This window comes from Bacillus sp. 166amftsu (genome assembly GCF_900107445.1).
GTDB lineage: Bacteria > Bacillota > Bacilli > Bacillales > Bacillaceae_G > Bacillus_A > Bacillus_A arachidis.
The window spans coordinates 732792-752976 of sequence record NZ_FNQA01000002.1 but is presented as its reverse complement, the minus strand read 5'-3'; the positions used below and the strand labels follow the sequence as shown (position 1 = coordinate 752976).

The 20185-nt window shown below is 34.3% G+C and carries 23 protein-coding genes and 5 pseudogenes; 20 read left to right on the top strand and 8 right to left on the bottom strand.

The features are described from left to right. Window positions 1–2: 2 nt before the first annotated feature. The 5 genes and pseudogenes from BLV40_RS29265 to BLV40_RS29260 form a co-directional block, all read left to right on the top strand. Window positions 3–130: pseudogene (locus BLV40_RS29265) on the top strand (MmcQ/YjbR family DNA-binding protein); the annotation flags it as partial. 102 nt (window positions 131–232) lie between these two features. Then, window positions 233–826, top strand: coding sequence for a DUF2441 domain-containing protein (locus tag BLV40_RS10670; RefSeq protein WP_090689693.1), 594 nt, complete (start codon window positions 233–235; stop codon window positions 824–826). Between the two features lie 47 nt (window positions 827–873). Continuing rightward, entirely contained in the window at window positions 874–1488 is a 615-nt protein-coding gene (locus BLV40_RS10665; RefSeq protein ID WP_090689689.1) for a DUF4241 domain-containing protein, read from the top strand. Between the two features lie 215 nt (window positions 1489–1703). Further along, window positions 1704–2090, top strand: a complete 387-nt coding sequence (locus BLV40_RS10660) for a ribosomal maturation YjgA family protein (protein WP_090689687.1) — start codon at window positions 1704–1706, stop codon at window positions 2088–2090. 197 nt (window positions 2091–2287) lie between these two features. Beyond that, window positions 2288–2407, top strand: a pseudogene (locus BLV40_RS29260) (aldo/keto reductase); the annotation flags it as partial. Here BLV40_RS29260 and BLV40_RS10650 read toward each other — a convergent pair. Beyond that, a pseudogene (locus tag BLV40_RS10650) lies at window positions 2367–2810 on the bottom strand (LysR family substrate-binding domain-containing protein); the annotation flags it as partial. The pseudogenes BLV40_RS29260 and BLV40_RS10650 overlap by 41 nt on opposite strands. A gap of 398 nt (window positions 2811–3208) precedes the next feature. Between BLV40_RS10650 and BLV40_RS10645 the strand changes: the two are divergent. Continuing rightward, entirely contained in the window at window positions 3209–3469 is a 261-nt protein-coding gene (locus BLV40_RS10645) for a Gp49 family protein (RefSeq protein WP_090689685.1), read from the top strand. Between the two features lie 106 nt (window positions 3470–3575). Here BLV40_RS10645 and rpiA read toward each other — a convergent pair whose 3' ends face one another. Both rpiA and BLV40_RS10635 read right to left on the bottom strand, forming a co-directional pair. Further along, window positions 3576–4241 carry a ribose-5-phosphate isomerase RpiA gene (gene rpiA / locus BLV40_RS10640; RefSeq protein WP_090689682.1) on the bottom strand — a complete coding sequence of 222 codons (666 nt, stop codon included), beginning with the start codon at window positions 4239–4241 and terminating at the stop codon, window positions 3576–3578. Window positions 4242–4253: 12 nt separating this feature from the next. Then, window positions 4254–4574 carry a 2Fe-2S iron-sulfur cluster-binding protein gene (locus BLV40_RS10635; protein WP_090689681.1) on the bottom strand — a complete coding sequence of 107 codons (321 nt, stop codon included), beginning with the start codon at window positions 4572–4574 and terminating at the stop codon, window positions 4254–4256. Between the two features lie 143 nt (window positions 4575–4717). Between BLV40_RS10635 and BLV40_RS10630 the strand changes: the two genes are divergently transcribed. Further along, the gene (locus tag BLV40_RS10630; RefSeq protein WP_090689678.1) at window positions 4718–5407 is read left to right on the top strand and encodes an RNA polymerase subunit sigma-70; all 690 of its coding nucleotides are present in this window, start codon (window positions 4718–4720) and stop codon (window positions 5405–5407) included. 21 nt (window positions 5408–5428) lie between these two features. Then, window positions 5429–6010, top strand: a complete 582-nt coding sequence (gene clpP, locus BLV40_RS10625) for an ATP-dependent Clp endopeptidase proteolytic subunit ClpP (RefSeq protein ID WP_026590996.1) — start codon at window positions 5429–5431, stop codon at window positions 6008–6010. A 53-nt stretch (window positions 6011–6063) separates the two neighbouring features. Here clpP and BLV40_RS10620 read toward each other — a convergent pair whose 3' ends face one another. Continuing rightward, the gene (locus BLV40_RS10620) at window positions 6064–6921 is read right to left on the bottom strand and encodes a glycine betaine ABC transporter substrate-binding protein (protein WP_090689675.1); all 858 of its coding nucleotides are present in this window, start codon (window positions 6919–6921) and stop codon (window positions 6064–6066) included. 189 nt (window positions 6922–7110) lie between these two features. Between BLV40_RS10620 and BLV40_RS10615 the strand changes: the two genes are divergently transcribed. Continuing rightward, window positions 7111–8316, top strand: coding sequence for a quaternary amine ABC transporter ATP-binding protein (locus tag BLV40_RS10615; protein WP_090689671.1), 1206 nt, complete (start codon window positions 7111–7113; stop codon window positions 8314–8316). Next, window positions 8309–9148 (top strand): ABC transporter permease, encoded by an 840-nt coding sequence (locus tag BLV40_RS10610; RefSeq protein WP_090689668.1) that lies wholly within the window; start codon window positions 8309–8311, stop codon window positions 9146–9148. The genes BLV40_RS10615 and BLV40_RS10610 overlap by 8 nt, the downstream gene beginning before the upstream one ends. Before the next feature lie 74 nt (window positions 9149–9222). Here BLV40_RS10610 and BLV40_RS29765 read toward each other — a convergent pair. Further along, window positions 9223–9466, bottom strand: a pseudogene (locus BLV40_RS29765) (hypothetical protein). Window positions 9467–9693: 227 nt separating this feature from the next. Here BLV40_RS29765 and BLV40_RS10605 point away from each other — a divergent pair. The 3 genes and pseudogenes from BLV40_RS10605 to BLV40_RS29255 form a co-directional block, all read left to right on the top strand. Beyond that, the gene (locus BLV40_RS10605) at window positions 9694–10173 is read left to right on the top strand and encodes an HIT family protein (protein ID WP_026590992.1); all 480 of its coding nucleotides are present in this window, start codon (window positions 9694–9696) and stop codon (window positions 10171–10173) included. Continuing rightward, window positions 10151–11017 carry a PP2C family serine/threonine-protein phosphatase gene (locus BLV40_RS10600; RefSeq protein ID WP_026590991.1) on the top strand — a complete coding sequence of 289 codons (867 nt, stop codon included), beginning with the start codon at window positions 10151–10153 and terminating at the stop codon, window positions 11015–11017. Before BLV40_RS10605 ends, BLV40_RS10600 begins: the two co-directional genes overlap by 23 nt. Continuing rightward, window positions 11014–11160: pseudogene (locus BLV40_RS29255) on the top strand (DNA mismatch repair protein MutT); the annotation flags it as partial. The gene BLV40_RS10600 and the pseudogene BLV40_RS29255, both read left to right, overlap by 4 nt. A gap of 201 nt (window positions 11161–11361) precedes the next feature. On the opposite strand, the gene BLV40_RS10590 reads toward BLV40_RS29255, so the two are convergent. Next, entirely contained in the window at window positions 11362–12204 is an 843-nt protein-coding gene (locus BLV40_RS10590) for an oxidoreductase (protein ID WP_090689661.1), read from the bottom strand. 514 nt (window positions 12205–12718) lie between these two features. Between BLV40_RS10590 and BLV40_RS10580 the strand changes: the two genes are divergently transcribed. Together BLV40_RS10580 and BLV40_RS10575 are read left to right on the top strand one after the other, a co-directional pair. Continuing rightward, window positions 12719–12883, top strand: a complete 165-nt coding sequence (locus BLV40_RS10580) for a DUF2197 domain-containing protein (RefSeq protein WP_081810979.1) — start codon at window positions 12719–12721, stop codon at window positions 12881–12883. A gap of 185 nt (window positions 12884–13068) precedes the next feature. Then, complete coding sequence (locus BLV40_RS10575; protein ID WP_090689660.1) at window positions 13069–13617, top strand: GNAT family N-acetyltransferase; 549 nt, start codon at window positions 13069–13071, stop codon at window positions 13615–13617. A gap of 685 nt (window positions 13618–14302) precedes the next feature. Here BLV40_RS10575 and BLV40_RS10565 read toward each other — a convergent pair. Further along, a complete protein-coding gene (locus BLV40_RS10565; RefSeq protein WP_090689655.1) occupies window positions 14303–14854 on the bottom strand; it encodes a hypothetical protein in 552 nt (183 codons plus the stop codon). 189 nt (window positions 14855–15043) lie between these two features. Between BLV40_RS10565 and BLV40_RS10555 the strand changes: the two genes are divergently transcribed. Next, window positions 15044–15283, top strand: coding sequence for a DUF3977 family protein (locus BLV40_RS10555; protein ID WP_090689650.1), 240 nt, complete (start codon window positions 15044–15046; stop codon window positions 15281–15283). A gap of 233 nt (window positions 15284–15516) precedes the next feature. Further along, complete coding sequence (locus BLV40_RS10550) at window positions 15517–16494, top strand: alpha/beta hydrolase (RefSeq protein WP_090689647.1); 978 nt, start codon at window positions 15517–15519, stop codon at window positions 16492–16494. A gap of 86 nt (window positions 16495–16580) precedes the next feature. On the opposite strand, the gene BLV40_RS10545 is transcribed toward BLV40_RS10550, so the two are convergent. Further along, the gene (locus BLV40_RS10545; RefSeq protein ID WP_090689645.1) at window positions 16581–17198 is read right to left on the bottom strand and encodes a TetR/AcrR family transcriptional regulator; all 618 of its coding nucleotides are present in this window, start codon (window positions 17196–17198) and stop codon (window positions 16581–16583) included. 160 nt (window positions 17199–17358) lie between these two features. Between BLV40_RS10545 and kynU the strand changes: the two genes are divergently transcribed. From kynU to kynA, 3 genes are read left to right on the top strand one after another with little or no spacing between them, the layout of a single operon-like run. After that, window positions 17359–18645 carry a kynureninase gene (gene kynU / locus BLV40_RS10540; RefSeq protein ID WP_090689642.1) on the top strand — a complete coding sequence of 429 codons (1287 nt, stop codon included), beginning with the start codon at window positions 17359–17361 and terminating at the stop codon, window positions 18643–18645. Between the two features lie 3 nt (window positions 18646–18648). Then, window positions 18649–19278: an arylformamidase gene (kynB, locus tag BLV40_RS10535; RefSeq protein WP_026590982.1), complete on the top strand. Its 630-nt coding sequence runs from the start codon at window positions 18649–18651 to the stop codon at window positions 19276–19278. Between the two features lie 38 nt (window positions 19279–19316). Continuing rightward, the gene (kynA, locus tag BLV40_RS10530; protein ID WP_026590981.1) at window positions 19317–20156 is read left to right on the top strand and encodes a tryptophan 2,3-dioxygenase; all 840 of its coding nucleotides are present in this window, start codon (window positions 19317–19319) and stop codon (window positions 20154–20156) included. The last annotated feature ends 29 nt before the right edge of the window (window positions 20157–20185 follow it).

The window sequence follows — 20185 nt, the reverse complement described above, 5'->3', positions numbered from 1 at the left end:
GAATACGAGGTGGGAAGGGATCAAAGGAAGCAACACGTACATACTGCTTTTCAAAAAGAAAAGTAACGAAGATTCTCTAGACGGATGGAATGCTACATGTATGAGAATTCATAATAAAATATTTGTACTTGATACACTGATGAATCAAGTACCTGAAACAAATTATTCTTTGCGGACAAGAGTGATGGAAATTATATAATATAGTCTGATGAAGACCAATAGGAGACAGGCCATGAAAGAGAACGAATTGTATGTTTATCACATCGTTACTAGGAAAAAAATGATTCTTGGGCAGATAATTAACTTTGATAAGAACCAAAATAATACCTTATATCGCTTCTTTTTTGAGAGAGAACAATTGAATTCAAAAGGTGAAGACTTTATTCAGATTATACAAGATCATTATACAAATACAGGATTGAACATGAATAAAGAAAATGCCGAAGTAGCGATTAAGTATGTAGACCAAACAATCAGAGCAATTAGAGAAGTGATAGTAGAAATGGTTAGACTACAAGAATATCCTGAATATCCTTCAAGATTGTCTTGCTTATACGCTGCGAAAAGTTATGAAGATGCTTTGAAATGGAAAAAATTATTTGATTCTTATAGTCGGAAAGTTTTGCAGATTGTTAAGCTTCGAGTTATGGGGAATTCTTTTGAGGGTGATGGAAACCTTTTACCAAAGGAAGATGGTGTTCCTTTCTCTCGAAAAATTGAACAAGCTAAAGAATATTGGAAGGGTAATGTAAAAAATGAGCTTCCAGAGCTTTTAATTAATGGGAAAATTGAAGTGGTGGAAATTATTGATGATTTCTCAGCTTAAATTCTAGGAAAGTCTATGAATAAATGAACGAGAGGAAGAAAAATAGTATGTCAAAGTTATTACATGAATTATCTAAATTGAATAGTGAAATATTACGTTCTGAAGTATTAGATCATTTAAAAGTTACTTCAGGAAAATTGGTTGCTTGTGATCCTCTTATTTTTAATAAAAATCACTTCGAACAAACAACTAAGCTAGGTACATATCCAATTATTGCTTGGTGGAACGAGGAAGATGGTGTAATTGCTGGTGCTGAATTGAAAGTATCGGAATCAAAAGCGGTAGAGTGGAAGATGGCAACAAAGCCAGGGCAGAATGTAAGTGAACTAGAGGAAGGCTACATTTTTGGCTATCCAGTTGATACGGGACTAGGGTGTTTTGCAGATGTAGAAGCAATTGATAAGTTAGAAGAAGTAGAAGATAGACTACAACAAGAACTAGGAGACGAATTTATTAGTTTGTATGATGATCTAATAGATGACGTACTAACAGAACATGATGATGAGTGGGGGAATTGTGTAGTGTGTGAGGAAACGGGGAGTAATATTATTATGTTCCGTTCGGGTTATGGTGATGGTTTTTATCCTTCCTATTGGGGGATTGATGAGAAGGGAAATATAGTTTCACTGGTAACTGATTTTCAAGTATTGCATGAGGAATAAATGAATAATGGTATAGGGGCTTTGAACAGTAGAGTAGAATGAGATGTGGAAATCAGAAATACACGCTTAGACGCTGTACATAGATAGAACAATGAGGAGTTTCAATTAGATTATATATCGGAAATCGTGCTGAAAGGGAACATGCACATCACTTTTATAAAAATAGGGGGTACAGGTTTTGTGAAAGGTTTGGTGTGATGAGAGAGGATTTAAGAATGGAATATAAACGAAATAGGGTACTGTATGCGGCACTAACCATAATAGTAATTATCTTTGGATTGGGATCAAGAAAGTTCGCGTATGTTTTACCAGATTTATTAAATGCCTATTTAGGAGATGCACTATGGGCGCTGATGATTTTCATTGGAGTTGGATTTCTTTTTCATAAAATGGAGACTAAAAAGATTGCATTTTTAAGTTTACTATTTTGCTATGGGATTGAAATGAGTCAATTATATCATGCGGAATGGATAGATAGTATACGGGCAACGACATTAGGTGGACTTATATTAGGATATGGTTTTTTGTGGAGTGATTTATTAGCGTATACAATTGGAGTTGGAATAGGTATGCTTTTTGAATTCATATTTCGAAAAGTATAAAAGGCTTCGGATTTCATAAAGGGGTATATGTACAATGGAACACATATTAGATATTACAAATTTTTGGTTTCAAGACGAGCAAGTAACAGTAGAAACGACCCAACCGAAAGTAACGAAGATTATAAGGAATAAGTAAAATTATATATTAAAAGAAAAAGTTCAAAAGGCAGTTGTTGGCTGAAAGAAAAGTATTAAATCAACTTGCACAACGTTGGATGAACGACAATGTGCTCACTGCTATCTAGAATCTCAAACCCATCGCACAAGAGATTGATCTTACCCTCGCTCAACTCGCAGTAGCTTGGGTACTACAAAACCAGGACGTTTATAACTTTCCACCGACGATGGAACGACAGAAACACCCATTCCTGTTGCAACTAAATTAACAATAGTTTGCAGTTGAATAGCTTCTTGAACAACATTTAAACGTACACCATAATCCAAAAAGTAGCTAACAATTAAATCATAAAAATTTGGACCAAAATGACGTGGAAACAAAATAAATGGTTCATCAATTAACAATTGGAGTGGAATTTCGGGTAATGAGGCGAAAGGGTGATCTTGATGTAAAACCAATCTTAAAGATTCTTCAGCACAAACTTCAGAAGATAGTATCTCATTGTTCTGTTTAGAACGAAAAAATCCAATATGAATTTGTTTTTCATAGAGTGCTTTTAGTTGCTGCTCCGTTGTCATTTCACGTAATACAAGATGGATTTTATGAAATATCGTATTTTCCTAATGTCCATTTTCATCCATCCCTTCTGCTAAAATCCAATAAGGACTTCTCATTTATTATCAAACTCATATAGGTACCTAGTATTTTCGTAGCCATGATTTTTATGTTTTACGGCTCTTTGGTATTAGGGAGAGGAGATGTTTTAGAGTTTATCGAACTGTTCTATAGAATAAGGAAAAAATACTTTTCTTCAAATAACCTGTCAGCTAGTTAAGTAATTACACAAACCCATTTTATCAATCTTTATGATAAACAAGCATACAGGACATAATGTCCCATATGTTGCATATATTGCAATGAAAACAGTACAAGAAAATTTTGTTCCTTGGTTAGCTTCATAAACTGATATGTTAGCAGAAGATTGGGAGGTTATAGAGTTATGGAAAATACGGTAACTCAACAGGATATTGATAATATTTTAGAAAAAACGAAATGGACAGTGGAAGAATTTCATGGTAAATGTACAGTCGTGGTTGCGAAATTGCCAAATGGATTTATTTTAACCGAATCCAGCTCATGTACTAATCCTGCTGATTATGATGTGAATATTGGTATTGAATGTTGTAAAGAACGTATTGTAAATAAAATTTGGGAATTAGAAGGATATAGATTGCAATGTGAGTTAGCTAAATTCGTTTAGTTAGCCACTATTAGTGAAGTGTCCTAAAAAGTTAGACGATTCCTTCCTTAGGTAACTTCTTGGGCATGAACTCGGTATTGTACCGGGCTCATGCCCTTTAGTTTTGTCATAATACCTTTATTCCTTTTTCGGTTGCAATAATTGCTTTATCTACCATGTTAATAAATAGACCAGTTTCAATTACACCCGTTATCATTTTTAACTGCTGATGAGTTTCGAGTGGATTGGTTATTTGATTTGGAAAAATACAATCTAAGATCATATTTCCATTGTCTGTTTTAAATGGTTTATTGTTTTGGATACGTAAAAATGTCTGGCAACCAAATGATTGAATTCGTTTTGCAGTTTGCTCCCAAGCGAAAGGTACTATTTCAATAGGAAGAGGAAAAATACCTAAATTCGTTACAAGTTTCGATTCATCAGCGACTATGATAAGTTTCTGGGAAGACACAGCAACTATTTTTTCGCGAAGAAGTGCACCACCGCCCCCTTTAATTAACTGTAAATCCGGGTTAATCTCATCTGCACCATCAATGGTGAGATCAAGATAATCTACGTCATTTAAAGAGATTAAGGGGATAGACAGTTGCTCTGCTAATTTTTGAGTTTCTATTGATGTTGGTACAGCTTGAATAGATAAACCTTCATTTACTAGCTGTCCCAATTTTTGTATTGTCCAATATACAGTGGAACCAGTACCAAGGCCGATTTTCATCCCATCTTTTACAAAATCACTAGCATATTCACCAACTAAGCGTTTTAAATGTTTCATTCTGTTGCCTTTTCATTCCACAGGACGCGGCCCAGCATCTAATCCAGAATTTTCAACAGTCAATATTGGGCGAACGGTTAAATCAGTCTGTACACGCATTTGACATGACAATCGCAAATGATCTTCAATTCCTTTTTCAGTAATAGCATTCTTCTCAATATGTGTAGGCTCGCAGAAGTCTCCAGATACGATTTCTACACGGCAAGTCGTACAACGTGCTTTTCCGCCGCAGCGATGAAGAATATGGATATCATTATCTTCGAGTGCTAGTACTAATTTTGTTCCTTCTTTTACATCAAATGTGCCATTACCTACAACAGTTAATTTTGGCATATTCCAGCCTCCTCGTGTAAAATTCTACATAACATATTTATGACCGCACAATTACAAACATAAACATGATTTTTTTATTTGACCCGTAACTTTTTCATTTGTTCAATCGTTAATTAAGTAAGCGCTGAAAAGGAGTGGTTATTTTGTGCACAAAAGTAACTCAGATGTTAAGAAATCCTATCGATATGAATCATTCAAATAAAAACTTTTTAATTGAAAATTACGCAGAGTTAAAAAGGTACTGTACATTTTTAACCAAAAGTAAATGGGATGGAGAAGATCTTGCCCAAGAAACGGTTTGTAAAGTACTTCAAAAATATGTGGAGAAAGATATTTGTATTACGCTTCTATATAAAATTGCTCGAAATAAATGGCTAGATCAACTAAAAACAAAATCAGTTCAAGAGAAATTAGAGCAGGAGATTCCATTTGAAGAACCGCATGGTAAAATTGCTGATTTGCATGAGATGGCAGAGAAAGTCTTGTCTTTATTAAATGTACAGCAATCCGTTATCTTCTTGTTAAAAGATGTTTTTCAATACAGCTTATCAGATATTGCGGAAATATGTTCAATCTCAGAAGGCGCAGTGAAGGCTTCCTTGTTTCGTAGTAGAAATAGATTGAAAACGGTAAGTGAAGAAGAGAAGATTGAATTAGCCGGGCAGGATGATGACGTTGAAGTAATTGTAACAGCTATTCGTGAACAAAAACCACAATTGTTAACAAAACTTCTTCCGATAATACAGTTTGAACACGTATCACCTAAGCAGCCTGTACTATTATTCAATACAAAAGCACCTTCTTCTTACGGTTATATGCTATGTGCAGCTTAAAAAGTAGATGGAGGGATTATAATGAATGCAATTCCGTATGTTGTAGAACAAACAAAATTAGGAGAACGCTCCTATGATATATATTCAAGGTTGTTAAAAGACCGTATTGTCATGATCGGATCAGAAATTAATGATCAAGTAGCAAGCAGTATCGTGGCACAGTTATTATTTTTAGAGGCAGAAGATGCGGAGAAGGATATTTTTCTTTATATCAATAGCCCAGGAGGCTCAACTACAGCGGGATTTGCGATATTAGATACAATGAATTTGATTAAACCCGATGTTCAAACACTTTGTATGGGATTCGCAGCGTCATTTGGAGCCTTATTGTTACTCGCTGGAGCAAAAGGAAAAAGGTTTGCGCTTCCAAATAGTGAAATTATGATTCATCAGCCACTTGGCGGAGTAAAAGGGCAAGCGACGGAGATTGAAATAACTGCAAAACGAATATTAAAGTTAAAACATGATATTAATAAAATTATATCGGATCGAACAGGTCAACCAGTTGAAAAGGTAGCGGAGGATACAGAAAGAGATTACTTTATGACTGCAGAAGAAGCGAAAGTATATGGTATTGTTGACGCTGTTATTGAAAAAAAATAACTTAAAATAGGCCAGAGAATATATGATTCTCCGGCCTATTTTTATGCCATAAATCAATCTTTTGTCCATTCATCAACTAATGCTTGATTCTGTTTAATCCACTTTCGTGCAGCTTCTTCAGGGTCCTTTGTTTTATTTAACATCACCATTAAAGTACCAAGTTGTTCGTCATTCATTTTCCATCTATCGAAATATTTCACAATCTCTGGATAATCTTTTTCAAAACCTTTTCGTACAGAGTAATAAATGTCGTCTTTTTCACCATATACTTTTTTAGGGTCTTTTAAATATTTCAAATCAAATTCTGAAAAGCCCCAGTGTGGATTCCAAAGCGTTACAGCGATTGGTTTCTTTTGCGTATAAGCCTTTTTTAGCTCACTCATCATTGCCGCTTCCGAAGATTGGACAAGTTTTAGCTTGATATCATATTCTTTCATTGCTTTATCCGTTAAGTTCATAAGGCTACTACCAGGTTCAATCCCTACAACTTTGTTGTTCAATTCATCCTTATGGGCGTTTAAATCTTCGATGCTGTTAATATCTTTCATATAAGAAGGAACAACTAATCCAAGTCCAGTGCCTTCATACCATTTCGATTTTAACACAATGTCATTTTTATACCGATCATTTAAGGGCTTATCGGTAACCGGAAGCCATACTTCTAAATTTGCATCAACATCGCCGCGAGCGACACCAGTCCAAATGGCTGCTTTTTCTAAATACATGAGTTCAACTTTATAGCCTTTTTGTTCTAATAAAACTTTCCACATATTTGCAGCCGCAATATTTTCCTTCCAACTTGTTACACCAAGTTTAATTTTCCCTTTCGTATTTGCATTTGTAGCATTACAAGAGGCAATAATCATACTGATAAATAACAAAATGCTTATAAGCCATATTTTCCGTTTCATTGAATCCTCCCGTTTCATAAATAGAAATTTTCATTTCGTTTTGGATCGCGTTGTTAGTAGGAATAAATCTATAAGTGAACCTTCTTATTATGAACGGAAACAAGAATTTTAAAAAAATCCTCTTTATGTAATATTTCTGTTTAAAATCGTTACACTATGTGAATAGATAGGCAGAAAAGGAGTCGTTTTATGGAAAATACAAAAGTACGTGTAGAAAACGTAACAAAAGTATTTGGAAAAAATCCTCAAAGAGCAGTCGCCTTATTAAAAGAAGGAAAAAGTAAATCAGAAATATTGAAAGAAACAGGAATGAACGTTGGGGTGAAAAAGGCAACGTTTGAAGTATATACCGGAGAAATTTTTGTCATTATGGGGCTATCTGGGAGCGGAAAATCAACTCTTGTTCGTATGCTCAATCAGCTTATAAGGCCAACAGCAGGCCACATATACATAGACGGGGAAGATATCGCAACAATGGGGAAAGAGGCGCTTAGGAAAGTCAGAAGAACGAAAATGAGTATGGTTTTTCAAAAGTTTGCACTGTTCCCACATCGTACCGTCTTACAAAATGTTGCCTATGGATTAGAAATACAAGGGGTTTCAGTAGAAGAAAGAGAAGCAAAGGCACTAGAATCACTTAAATTAGTAGGATTAGATCATCATAAAAATAGTTATCCAGGGCAACTAAGTGGTGGAATGCAGCAGCGCGTTGGAATTGCCAGAGCTCTTACAAATGATCCAGATGTTCTACTTATGGACGAGTCATTTAGCGCATTAGACCCACTCATTCGAAAAGAGATGCAAGATGAATTGTTAGAGCTGCAAGATAAGATGGAAAAAACGATTATTTTTATTACACATGATTTAGATGAAGCGCTACGAATTGGGGATCGTATCGCATTAATGAAAGACGGAGAAATTGTGCAAATTGGTACTCCAGAAGAAATTATGATAAGCCCAGCCAATGAATTCGTAGAGAAATTCGTTGCGGATGTGAATTTGGGGAAAGTGATTACTGCTGAATCTATTTTGAAAAGACCAGAAACATTACTAATTGACCGCGGACCACGTGTAGCACTACAAATTATGAGAAATGCAGGTGTGTCCACTGTATATGTTGTAAATAAAAAACATGAATTTTTAGGTATTTTAACGGCTGATGATGCCAGTAAAGCTGTTCAAAAACAATGGCCAATCGCAGATTTACTCTTGAAGGATATTCCGCATGTTTATTTAGATACATTATTGGAAGAAACATATGCAAAAATGGCGGAAATGAAGCTGCCGTTACCAGTAATTGATGAAAAGAAAAGGTTAAGAGGCATAATAAAACGGGAAAGTGTCATTCAAGCCCTCGCAGGAAATATTGAAGAAGAGGTGAATGACGGTGAATAGTATTCCGCGTATTCCTTTAGGTGAATGGGTTGATGCATTCGTTGCTAGTTTATATGCGAATTTTGAAGGACTGTTTAGAGGGTTTTCATATGTCATTGGTGGTTTTGTTGATTTACTTACAAATTTCTTAACATTGATTCCAGCATTTTTAATGATTATAATCGTATGTTTTCTCGTTTGGTATACAACAAGGAAAATATCTTTAGTGGTATTTGCGTTAATCGGCTTATTATTTATTCTAAACATTAACTATTGGGGACAAACGATGCAAACATTGGCGCTTGTTCTCACATCAGTCATTATTTCCATTATTGTCGGGATTCCAATAGGTGTGTTAGCATCCCAAAATGAACGGTTTTCAAAAATATTAAAACCAACATTAGACTTTATGCAAACAATGCCGGCGTTCGTATACTTGATTCCAGCGATTACATTTTTCGGAGTAGGCGTTGTTCCTGGTATTATCGCTTCTGTTATTTTTGCAATGCCACCGACAATTCGTTTTACGGATTTAGGAATTAGACAAGTACCAGAAGATTTAATTGAAGCTGCAAATGCATTTGGTTCAACTACATCGCAAAAGTTATTTAAAGTTCAGTTACCTCTCGCAACGGGAACTATAATGGCTGGTGTAAACCAAAGTATCATGCTGTCCTTATCAATGGTTGTTACAGCTTCACTTGTAGGAGCACCGGGGCTTGGTGTAGATGTATATCGTTCTGTAACGCAAGTTAACATTGGAATGGGGTTTGAAGCTGGACTAGCTATTGTAGTCATTGCGATTATATTAGATCGGATTACGCAAGGGTTTCACCGGAAAAGAAAAGGTTAAATAAAAACACGCATCATAATGGATCTTCTCATATACGATGCGTGCTTTTTATTGTGATGAAAGATCGGAAAAGATTACATACGAACAATTACCGAACCTCCACCCGGGGCACAAACTTGATTTTGTTGTTGTTCCATCGATTTGATTAATTGGTTGTTTTTTCATTAACGCGATTAATTTTGCTAATTGATTTTCAAGATTCGTCATTTGCTGCATCATATAATAAGAATCGTTAGGAAGCGGTGGTGTAGTTCATACAGCTTGGTTTTGATGGGGGATAGGTAGGTGATTGAAATGTGAATTCATATAGGGGTGCATGGGATTTCTTCCTCCTTCAGTAAAAGATGGCTTTCTATAGTAAATGCCTATATACGTGTAAAGGTGACTTGTGAAAAATAAGGTAATAAGTGCGAAATACGAGATCATTTTGATTTTCATTTCTGTAAATGAATAACCGAAAAAATCTGATATTTAGGAAAAATCTAACTTGCATTCCGTTTTTATGATATTATAAAATATAAATTTAAGGAATGTGAGGGATGCATATGTCTATTCAAAACTTCTCTGAAGAAAGCTGTTTCATTTGTCAAAAACATAACGGAAATATTCAAGTACCTGGTGGGACAATTTATGAAGATAACCTTGTATATGTAGGACATGTCTATTGGGAAGAGGACAAGACGTATCTCGGATATGTAATGATTGATATAAAAAGACATACGCCAGGATTAGCTGAATTAACAGAAGAAGAAGCGAAAGCTTTTGGTTTAATTACGAGCAGAGTAAGCCGTGCATTAAAAGAATGCGAGGGTGCAGAACATATTTATGCTTTCGTTTCTGGTAATGGAGTAAATCATATGCACATGCATATAATTCCACGTTATCCAAATACACCAAAGGAATTTTGGTCACCAACTAAGGTAGCAAATTGGGAAGGTGCACCATATGGACAAGAAGAACAAATACAAAAACTATGTGAAAGAATACGAACATATATGGTGAATGAGTATGCATACAACAAATAATACACAATATTCATGGGTTGGTAGTGACGAAATGTATTTAGGGGAAATTTCAGTTCAGCAACATGGTGAGATAGTGCTGGGCAGATATGGTGGGAATAAGAGTGCAGGCGCAAAGAAGAATGAAGACGGTGCTTTCGTTTGGTCAAATGGAAACTGGGAATTTGCGATGATATTAGATGGTCACAATAGTGCAGAAAGTGTTGCTTTAGTAGTACATACAATAAAAAATGAATATGAAAATATAAAAGCTTTATTAGAAAAGCCTGTTGAAACGGTATTTCGATCTGTTGAAAATCATTTACTCGCACTTTTTCAATCAAATTCATTCAAACAGTCGTGCCAGCAAGTAAAAGGTGAAACAGCTTGCTTAATATGTGTAAGAAAAGAAAATTATATTTGGTGGTTTTCTATAGGAGACTGCCTCGTTTATGTATTTCATGAAGAATTACATAAGTTAGGACAATATATGCTGAACCAACGTCATTTTTATGAATGGATTGGGCATGTGAATACATTTTCTTTACCAGTCCCGTGTTATTCTTCTGGTATTCGAGAACTACGTACAGGAAGAAATAGAATCATAATGGTAACAGATGGTGTACTAGAATGCGGAGAACGCCGTTATGAAAATCCATTTTATTTGTATAAAGATATGTATGAAAATAAACCAGAATTAACAAAATGTGTTCAAGATGTCCTAGAACATGTTCATCATCAACTTGGACGAGATAGTGCCACGATAATGAGTTGGGATTATGATAATCGTGTGTATGCTACTTATCCGAGCGATCAACCGGAGAAAATCCGATCTGTAAATTCAGTACAACAGAGAGAGGAAAAATGAAAAGGCTGTTATTACGTTCAGAAGCGATTATTATGAATGGAGATCATTCTAAAGTTCTTGTTTAGTGTGACAAGCAAGAAACATTTTATCGCTTTCCGGGTGGATCGATTGAATTCAGTGAAACAGCATGTGAAGTGATTATAGTAAATTACAGGGAAGTGGAGAATGGATGTCTCTCACTAAAGTGATTGTGTTGACTCTACTTGTATTCTTGTTTTGTTTAATTATTACATTATTTCATGATATATGTATTCCAACCTGTTGGTTAAAAGAGTAAAATAATAAGAGTCGTTATCACAATTTCAATGTGTATAACGACTCTTATTTATTAGTAGTCCTCTGCATTACATCTTCTTAAGACTTCTCAAAACAAGAAACTCCCACACTCTCCAAGGAAGAAATTTTTTCGCAACCATCATCAATTTTACACCTTTTCCAATTGGATATCGTAATGTTGCCGTTTTTGTTTCAGCAATTGCTACAATCTTTTGAGCAACATCTATCGGATCGCCAAATGTTTCACTGCTACTATTCATATGATTCTGTATTTTATCCATATATTCTTTATAGGGAGAGGTTGTTTCTACATAATTTTCTGCAAGTTCTTTACCAACTTCCCATATGTTTGTGTTATAGGAACCGGGTTCAATTAATGAAACATCTATTCCATACGGTTTTACCTCTAGGCGCAGGGATTCACTCCAACCTTCTAATGCATATTTGGAGGAAACGTAAGGAGATAAACCAGGAAAACCAACTTGGCCACTAATACTACTTACATTAATAATTTTTCCACTTTTTTGTTTTCGCATATACGGTAATACAATTTGAGATATTGATATTGCTCCAAACACATTCGTTTCAAATTGTTTGCGATATTCTTCTATTGGAATTTCCTCTATAAATCCACCGCTCGCATATCCCGCGTTATTAACGAGAAGATCTACTTGATTTAATTCTTTTAAAAACAATTGAAATGCCTGTATAGATTTTTGATCTGTAACATCTAATTGATGAATTTTGATATTTTGTTTTAAATGTAATGCAGTAGCTTGAGATAATAATTCTGCTCGTTTATCAAGGTTACGCATTGTAGCGATGACGAAATAGTCTTTCTTTGCAAGTTCAAGGGTAGTTAAAAGGCCAAATCCACTGGATGCACCTGTAATAATCGCGATTTTACTCATTTTTCGCTCACTTTCTTTTTTCTTACATCATAACGATTTACGTGTAGAAAATCTATCATTCTCTTACATCACATCGTCAAGCATAGATATTGTTTCTTTACATACATTTGTTATTGATTACTATATAGCTTGCCAGTCCTTTATTTGTCCGCAAATTGAAACTCAAATGTCTCCAAAAGGAATGCTTCAAAGATATATTGAATCCAATCTGAAATTTATAGATGAAAATTGAAAACATATATTCGCTGTTATAGAAATTGTTTCGAATGAAAGAACAGATGAAGGGAAAGTTCGGTTTGCAGCAGACCATACTAAAACTATTTTTCTTCCTATTGGAAATATTCTACGTTTGGGCATGCAGAAGGAGGGTTTCGAGAGTTTTTCACATCGTCCTTATAGCCTAGAGCTAATGAGAAATTCCGATCTTAACGTTAAAGATTACACGAAAGAACTTATCAAGATCTTTGAGCGGGTAATTCAAAAGTAACGTATTACCTTAAGAAGGGGGAAGGACATGATATTTTATGAGGTTATTTGTTTTTGTTGTAAAAATGTATTTCGGGTATATGAAGGAACTGAAAAATATAAGAAATTCAAGGAAGACCAGAAAGGTAAATATTGCTGTGACGAATGTAATCATAAAATACAGCTTGAAGCAATAAAACATTTTTTTAGATAGTGATAATAGCTACTTATTCTTAACTGATGGAACCTATGATAAACTGTGATTATCAAGATTTACCATTTAGGACAATATCTTATCGAACAAATTGGTGGGGGGTATTTAGCTAGAATTGCAGTAAATTATTAAGGGCTTTAGCTGTTTTATTTTTCTAAATCAATTTAATGTAAAAGGGGTATATTATGATTATTAGCAAACAAGAGTTTGACGTAAATGGGATAATGTATACTATTAGATCTGCAATGGATAAAGATGCAAAAGACTTATCAGAGTTAAGATTACAGATTGATGGAGAGACTGAAAATTTGGATAGAGAAAAAGGAGAGGGATTCATAGATACAAAGGGGTTTGAAGAGATTATACAAACAGACACTGAAAGTCCAAGAAACCTATTTTTAGTTGCTGTAGTGAATAACAGGATTGTTGGTTTTTCAAGGTGTGAGGGAGTGAATTTAAAGCGATTCTCGCATAAGGTAGAATTTGGAATATGTGTATTAAAAGAGTTTTGGGGATATGGTATCGGTAAAAACCTTTTAAAAGAATCTATCTCTTGGGCTGACAGCAACGGGATCAAAAAGATTGCTTTGAATGTTTTAGAAACAAACGGTAAAGCAATTAAATTGTATGAAAAACTTGGTTTTGAAATAGAAGGAATATTAAAAAATGATAAAAGGCTTGCTGATGGTAAATACTATAATACTATTATTATGGGAAGATTTAATGGAGAATAGCTTATGAAATTACATATAGACGTTTCTAAGCGAGTAAAATAAAGTAGAAACATAGGCGAAAAGGAGTGCGAATCTTACAACTAGGAACAAAATGATGCATTAGTATCGTGTCCACTGTTTTGTTCATTATAGCAAGCACAATATTTTTTCTAAATAATCATCCGATGAAATGGTTATGGATTTTTATTGCAGTGAGTTCTATTGTGCAAAATGTAGTGATGTATAGAAAATACAAAAGTGTTCATTAAAATATTCGAATTGTTAACATGTTTGTGTCATCCTCCTGATTTTATCGGAAACGTTTTTATGAGGTTTTATAATAAAATTATATTTCCTCGCACGAGCTCCTAAAAATGAATCTCCAACAATGAAGAAAAGGGAGATGATTTATTACAGTACGGATTTAGAGGCCAGATGGAAGGACCTAGATATAATTAGGATGGATGCTAGGGAAATGTATCACCTGTGGCAAAGTTATTAGATGTTCCGTCTAGTACGTTTTATAAACGAATGCAACGGTTCCAATTGTAAAGAAGTAGATGTCGGTAAATCTACTTCTTTTGTATGTAGATGCATGTTCTGTCGGAATATGCGCTTACCGGGGAAATAGTAGAATGAAATGATTTCTATAGAGAGGGGAAATCTTTTAAGTTGGTCAACGCGATAAAGTCTACTACTTTACGGTTTAATGATAGTTTTCTTTAAGAAATTTTGAAATCATATGGTATTCATTCCATACTCGTTTCCTACCGATATCTGTTAAGTACCATGTTTCTTTCGTAAGATTTCTATGATCTTGTAAAGGAAGAACATCGATAGTCATGTCATTTGTAGCAAACGCGGTCGCTATAAGCAAGAATCTTTTCATAAAAAAAGTTTTTCCCGCTAATAAAATATTTTTGTTTTCGGTTGTTTTTGATAGAAGAAGCATTGCGTTTTTTATAACATCATTAGCAGTATTAGCTTCTCCTGTTATTGGAATAACGAGTTCTTCAGGAATTCCTGATTGAACTAGGACTTCTTTATGAAAAGTAAACTCATTTGCATTTAAAAATGTATTATGTACACTGGGAATCATAATGGTTTTAAAGCTTTCCTCATGAAATAATGTGATAATTTGTTCATTTAATTCAGTGTAATGACCAGGATGATAGAGAACAGCATCTGGATTAGGAAATTTATATTGTCTTTCTATAAAAATCATTTCACTTAATAGAGTAGTAAATTGGTTATTCATAATATACATACCTTTCTTAAGAAATATTTATATACCTTTGAGTTATTCGGTACCATAAATATTTTTCCTTTAGCTCACATAAATAAAGAAAAAATAAAGGAGAATCTGTCAAAACGTGCGCTTACCGGGGAAATAGTAGAAGTGTTTATAATGAAATTTCCTAGAAGTAATGCGAAAGGAGCGTTATAAATGAAGTATATAGAGGTTGGAATCGGAAATAGATGGTTTATTCGAACAGAAATAGAACGAGAAGATGGGACTGAATTTGAGCAAAAAGGAGTTGTGAAACCTATTTGTTTTGAATCATGCTATTTACGAGTTTGGTTTCGAAAAACTTGTTTTATATTAGACTCAAAAGAAGGGTTTAAGAAATCAAAAAAGAAGCGGGATGAATATAAGTTTATTTTGGGAATTGTGAGTAGGATATAATAAAAAAGATGTCTAATTGAAGTTTCTTTTTCGAAATAGGAGGTTAAGATGCAAATAATTCATAGAATCCTTGTAAATTAAGGGTTCTTTTTTAATAGATAGGGAATATTACAAGCTTCCATACTTTAAAATAAATGAAATACCACAGTTAGCTTTGTTATATCTTAAAAAATATCTTATGATTATAATTGAATTTAAAAATAACTAAGATTTACAATTTAGGGAGAATTAATATGATTATATGGAAAATGATAGAACAATTTGCTTTATATGATTTACACAAGAAAAAAAGTAAGGATTTACAATTTGATCGAAATTTTCCTAAACTAGAAGGTGAAAAGAGGATAGAGGAGTTTTATAAATTATATCCAGCTGCTATTGCCTTTAATTCGCATGAATTACAGGAAGGAAGATATGAAATAGGGGAATTTAAATATGAAAGTGCTATTCAATCTGACCATTTAAATAATGATATTGTAAAGGGAGAGGCCTATTTAAATACAAATAAAGAAGTTCCTAATGTTATTTTTGTTCATGGTTGGCGAATGGAATCAAATGACCGAGTTAAAAATATTTTTCATAAACGAATTATGGATTTAGGATGGAATATGTATTATTTTACACTTCCATATCACTTTGAAAGAAAACCCGAGGAATCTCTATACAGTGGCGAATATATGATTAGCGCAAATATTCAACGAACCATTCAATCGGTCCAACAAGCTGTAGTTGATTTAAGAGCATTAATCGACTGGATAAAAAGGAATAAGAAAGGACAAATAGTATTAATAGGTATTAGTTTAGGTGGGTTTATAACAAATTTAACGGCTCTTGTTGAGAGTAACATTGATGTATTAGCTTCTATACTCTATGCTAACCAATTGTCCTATTCAATATGGAATACAAGTCCTGGGAAATTCATTAAAGCTGATTTACAACATTATGGTGTCACATACGAACAATTAATCCAATATTGGAAGATTACGGAGCCTAGTCAAGCGCTACCAAAGGTGAATAAAGAAAACATTCTATTACTATCAGCAAAATATGATCAATATGTACATTTTCAGGATACTGAGTATTTATGGACTTCTTGGGATAAGCCAACTAGATATATTTATAATTCTGGTCACGCAGGAATTGTACTTAATCGTAATAAAATTGCTACTGATACACTGGGATTTATTTGTAGTCGAATAATGAGAAAGTAGTGCGATCGTATTTGTAACATTAAGATGGATAATGATTCATTCATTATAAACAAAAAAATGCGCGCTTACTCTTAATATGAGAAAAATTAAGATTTCTTATATAGTCCTGAGGTATACATCTCTGTTAGTGTAAATACAATTTCCTCTACATCTATTTCCTTCTCTTTTCGAACAATTTCCCATAGAAACATTTCGTTCATAGAGAACCAACCACGTGCTACTATTGCTTTATTTAATTCATTTCGTGCCAATCCATTTTCCTGAGAATAGGTGATATCTTGCATAATTCGATTTATAAAACGTTCTTGAATATCATTCCACTTTCGTTGAATTTCTTTTGACGCACCGATAGCCTCTTCAACGACTTGTAATATATTTCTTTCTTCTTCAGTTATTTGTAAAAAAGCTCGCGTTTGATTTTGTATCATACTGTGAGCTTCTTTTTTTGTTTTAGGCGAAAAGGAACGTTCGGCAATTTGATAAAAGCGGTTCATAATATCTTCCATAAGGATAATAAGGAGCTCATCTTTATTTTTAAAATATACATATGCCGTACCATAACCAGTTTCAGCATGTTTAATAATTTGAGAGATTGTTGTTTTGTGAAATCCGTTTTCTAAAAAAACATTGCGGGCAGATTTTAATAATTTATTTCTCGTTTCTATAGATCGCTGTTGTCTTGTTGAAAGAAGACCTTTTTCCAAACTGGACACTCCCTTATACTGAAATATCTGAAAATATATTTTTATTCTAGTTGAATCGAATACAAAAAGTCAACTGACATAATATCATTGACGTTATGTCAATTTTGATGTTACATTTCAATTAGTTGGAATAAAAAGAAAATTAAGAGAAGGTGAAAGAATGTATCGAGAGCCATTTGAACCATCTTGCGACTATGCGATTGAATGTGATAAATATGATGAACTTGCTAATTTTCAAAAAGAATTTTATAAGAAAGTAGATACAATATATTTAGATGGTAATTCATTAGGATTACTTTCAAAAAGAGCGGAAAAATCTTTACTTACTATGCTAGATTCATGGAAAGAGTATGGTATTGATGGGTGGACAGAAGGAGAACATCCTTGGTTTTTTCTCTCTGAACAATTAGGTGAATTAACTGCTCCTCTTGTTGGTGCTTTACCTGAAGAGGTAATTGTAACCGGTTCCACGACAACGAATATTCATCAAGTCATTGCGACGTTTTATGAACCGAAAGGAATTCGCACAAAAATTCTTGCAGATGAATTGACATTCCCATCAGATATTTATGCGTTGCAAAGCCAAATCCGTTTAAAAGGATTAAATCCAGATGAACATCTTGTACGAGTGAAGAGCAGGGATGGTAGGATGCTTCAAGAGGAAGATATTATTGAGGCGATGACTGATGATATTGCGTTAATTTTATTGCCTGCAGTGCTATATCGAAGTGGGCAAATTCTTGATATGAAGCGATTAACAGCTGAAGCGCACAAACGTGGTATCCATATTGGTTTTGATTTATGCCATTCCATCGGTTCAATCCCGCATGACTTTAAGGGATGGGATGTTGATTTCGCAGTATGGTGTAATTATAAATATTTAAACGCAGGGCCTGGTGGTGTTGCTGGATTATATGTAAACAAGAAACATTTTGATCGTCTTCCTGGGCTTTCTGGCTGGTTTAGTTCGAGAAAAGATAAGCAATTCGATATGGAACATACATTAATGGCAGCTGAACACGCCGGGGCATATCAAATTGGTACACCTCATGTGTTAAGTACAGCGCCGCTAATTGGTTCTCTTGAGATTTTCAAAGAAGCTGGCATTGAAAGATTACGAGAAAAATCATTACACATTACTCGTTATATGCTAGATTTAATCAACTATGAACTGAATGGGCTCGGATTCACAATTGGAAATCCATTAGAGGACGAGAAACGCGGGGGACATATTTATTTAGAGCATCCCGAAGCTGCGCGTATATGTAAAGCATTAAAGGCAAATGGAGTTATTCCTGATTTTCGTGCACCAAATGGAGTTCGCCTTGCGCCAGTTGCTTTATATAACACGTATGAAGAAGTGTGGAAGTCTGTGCAAATTTTGAAGAAAATCATGAAAGATGAAGAATATAAAAAATTTGAAAATAAGCGAGAGGTTGTGGCATAAGCGATGAAAGAATCTGATTGGATTGATATTTCACAACCATTAAATAATGATATCGCGACATGGCCAGGAGATACGCCATTTTCATACGAAGTCTCATGGTCAAAAGAACAAAGCGGATCTGTTAATGTTGGAAAATTAACGATGAGTATTCATACAGGTACGCATATTGATGCGCCATTTCATTTTGATAATAACGGAAAAAGAGTACTAGATTTAGATGTTAACGTCTATGTTGGTAAAGCTCGAATTATAGATGTATCAGGTATCGAAAGTATTGGCGCAAAAGAATTAAAAAAATTCCCTTTAGATGGAATAGAGAGGTTATTACTTCGGACTTCTTCACATGGAAATGCACAGGAGTTCCCGCAAGTAATTCCGTATTTACGTGCTGATATTGCACCATTTCTTTCGAAAAAAGGCATTCGATTAATCGGGGTAGATGTACCTTCTGTGGACCCATTAGATGATAAAGAATTAGCAACCCATCATCAATTATTTAAACACGGTATTCATATCTTAGAAAATGTTGTATTAGACCATGTACAAGACGGAGATTATGAACTGATTGCCTTGCCACTTGCGTTGACAGATGCGGATGGTAGTCCGGTTCGTGCAGTTTTAAGACCACTATAAGAGCAAGCAGATGATGCATAGAAGGGGTGTTCATTTTTATGAAAGAAAATGAAAAAGTAATTATGGAAAAGGGAATTCATACGGATTTTAAAGAAAATATGACATACGGAGAGTATTTACAATTAGATAGTTTGTTAGGAAGTCAAAAAAGATTATCTGATCACCATGATGAAATGTTGTTTATTATTATTCACCAGGCAAGTGAACTGTGGATGAAACTCATTTTACATGAACTTAACGCAGCGATTGAATCGATTCAAAATGAAAGGTTAGCACCGGCATTTAAAATGCTTGCACGCGTTTCAAAAATTCAATCGCAAATTATTCAATCTTGGGATATTCTTGCAACGCTTACGCCATCTGAATATATTGAGTTTCGTGATTCACTCGGTCAAGCATCGGGATTTCAGTCCTATCAATACCGTATGATTGAATATGCACTTGGTTATAAAACGCCTCATGCATTAAAAATTTATGAAAAAGATCCAGAGTTACATGCTCGTTTGCATAAAGCGCTTCATTCAGCAAGTCTTTACGATGTTGCAATTCAGGCGCTTGTAAAAGAGGGATTCCCAATCAATCCAAATGTTTTAAATCGTGATATTACACAGCCTTATGAAGAAGATGCGACAGTTGAAGCTGCATGGTTAGAAGTGTATGCAGATGTAAAAAAATATTGGGATTTATATCAACTTGCTGAAAAGTTAATCGACATTGAAGATTGGTTACAGCAGTGGCGATTCCGCCATATGAAAACAGTAGAACGTATTATTGGACATAAAATGGGAACAGGTGGATCATCTGGTGTTTCTTATTTAAAACGTGTTCTTGATCAACGCTTTTTCCCAGAGCTTTGGAATGTGAGAACGAAATTGTAAAAAAGTAGCAAAAAGATGATCGAAAGAAC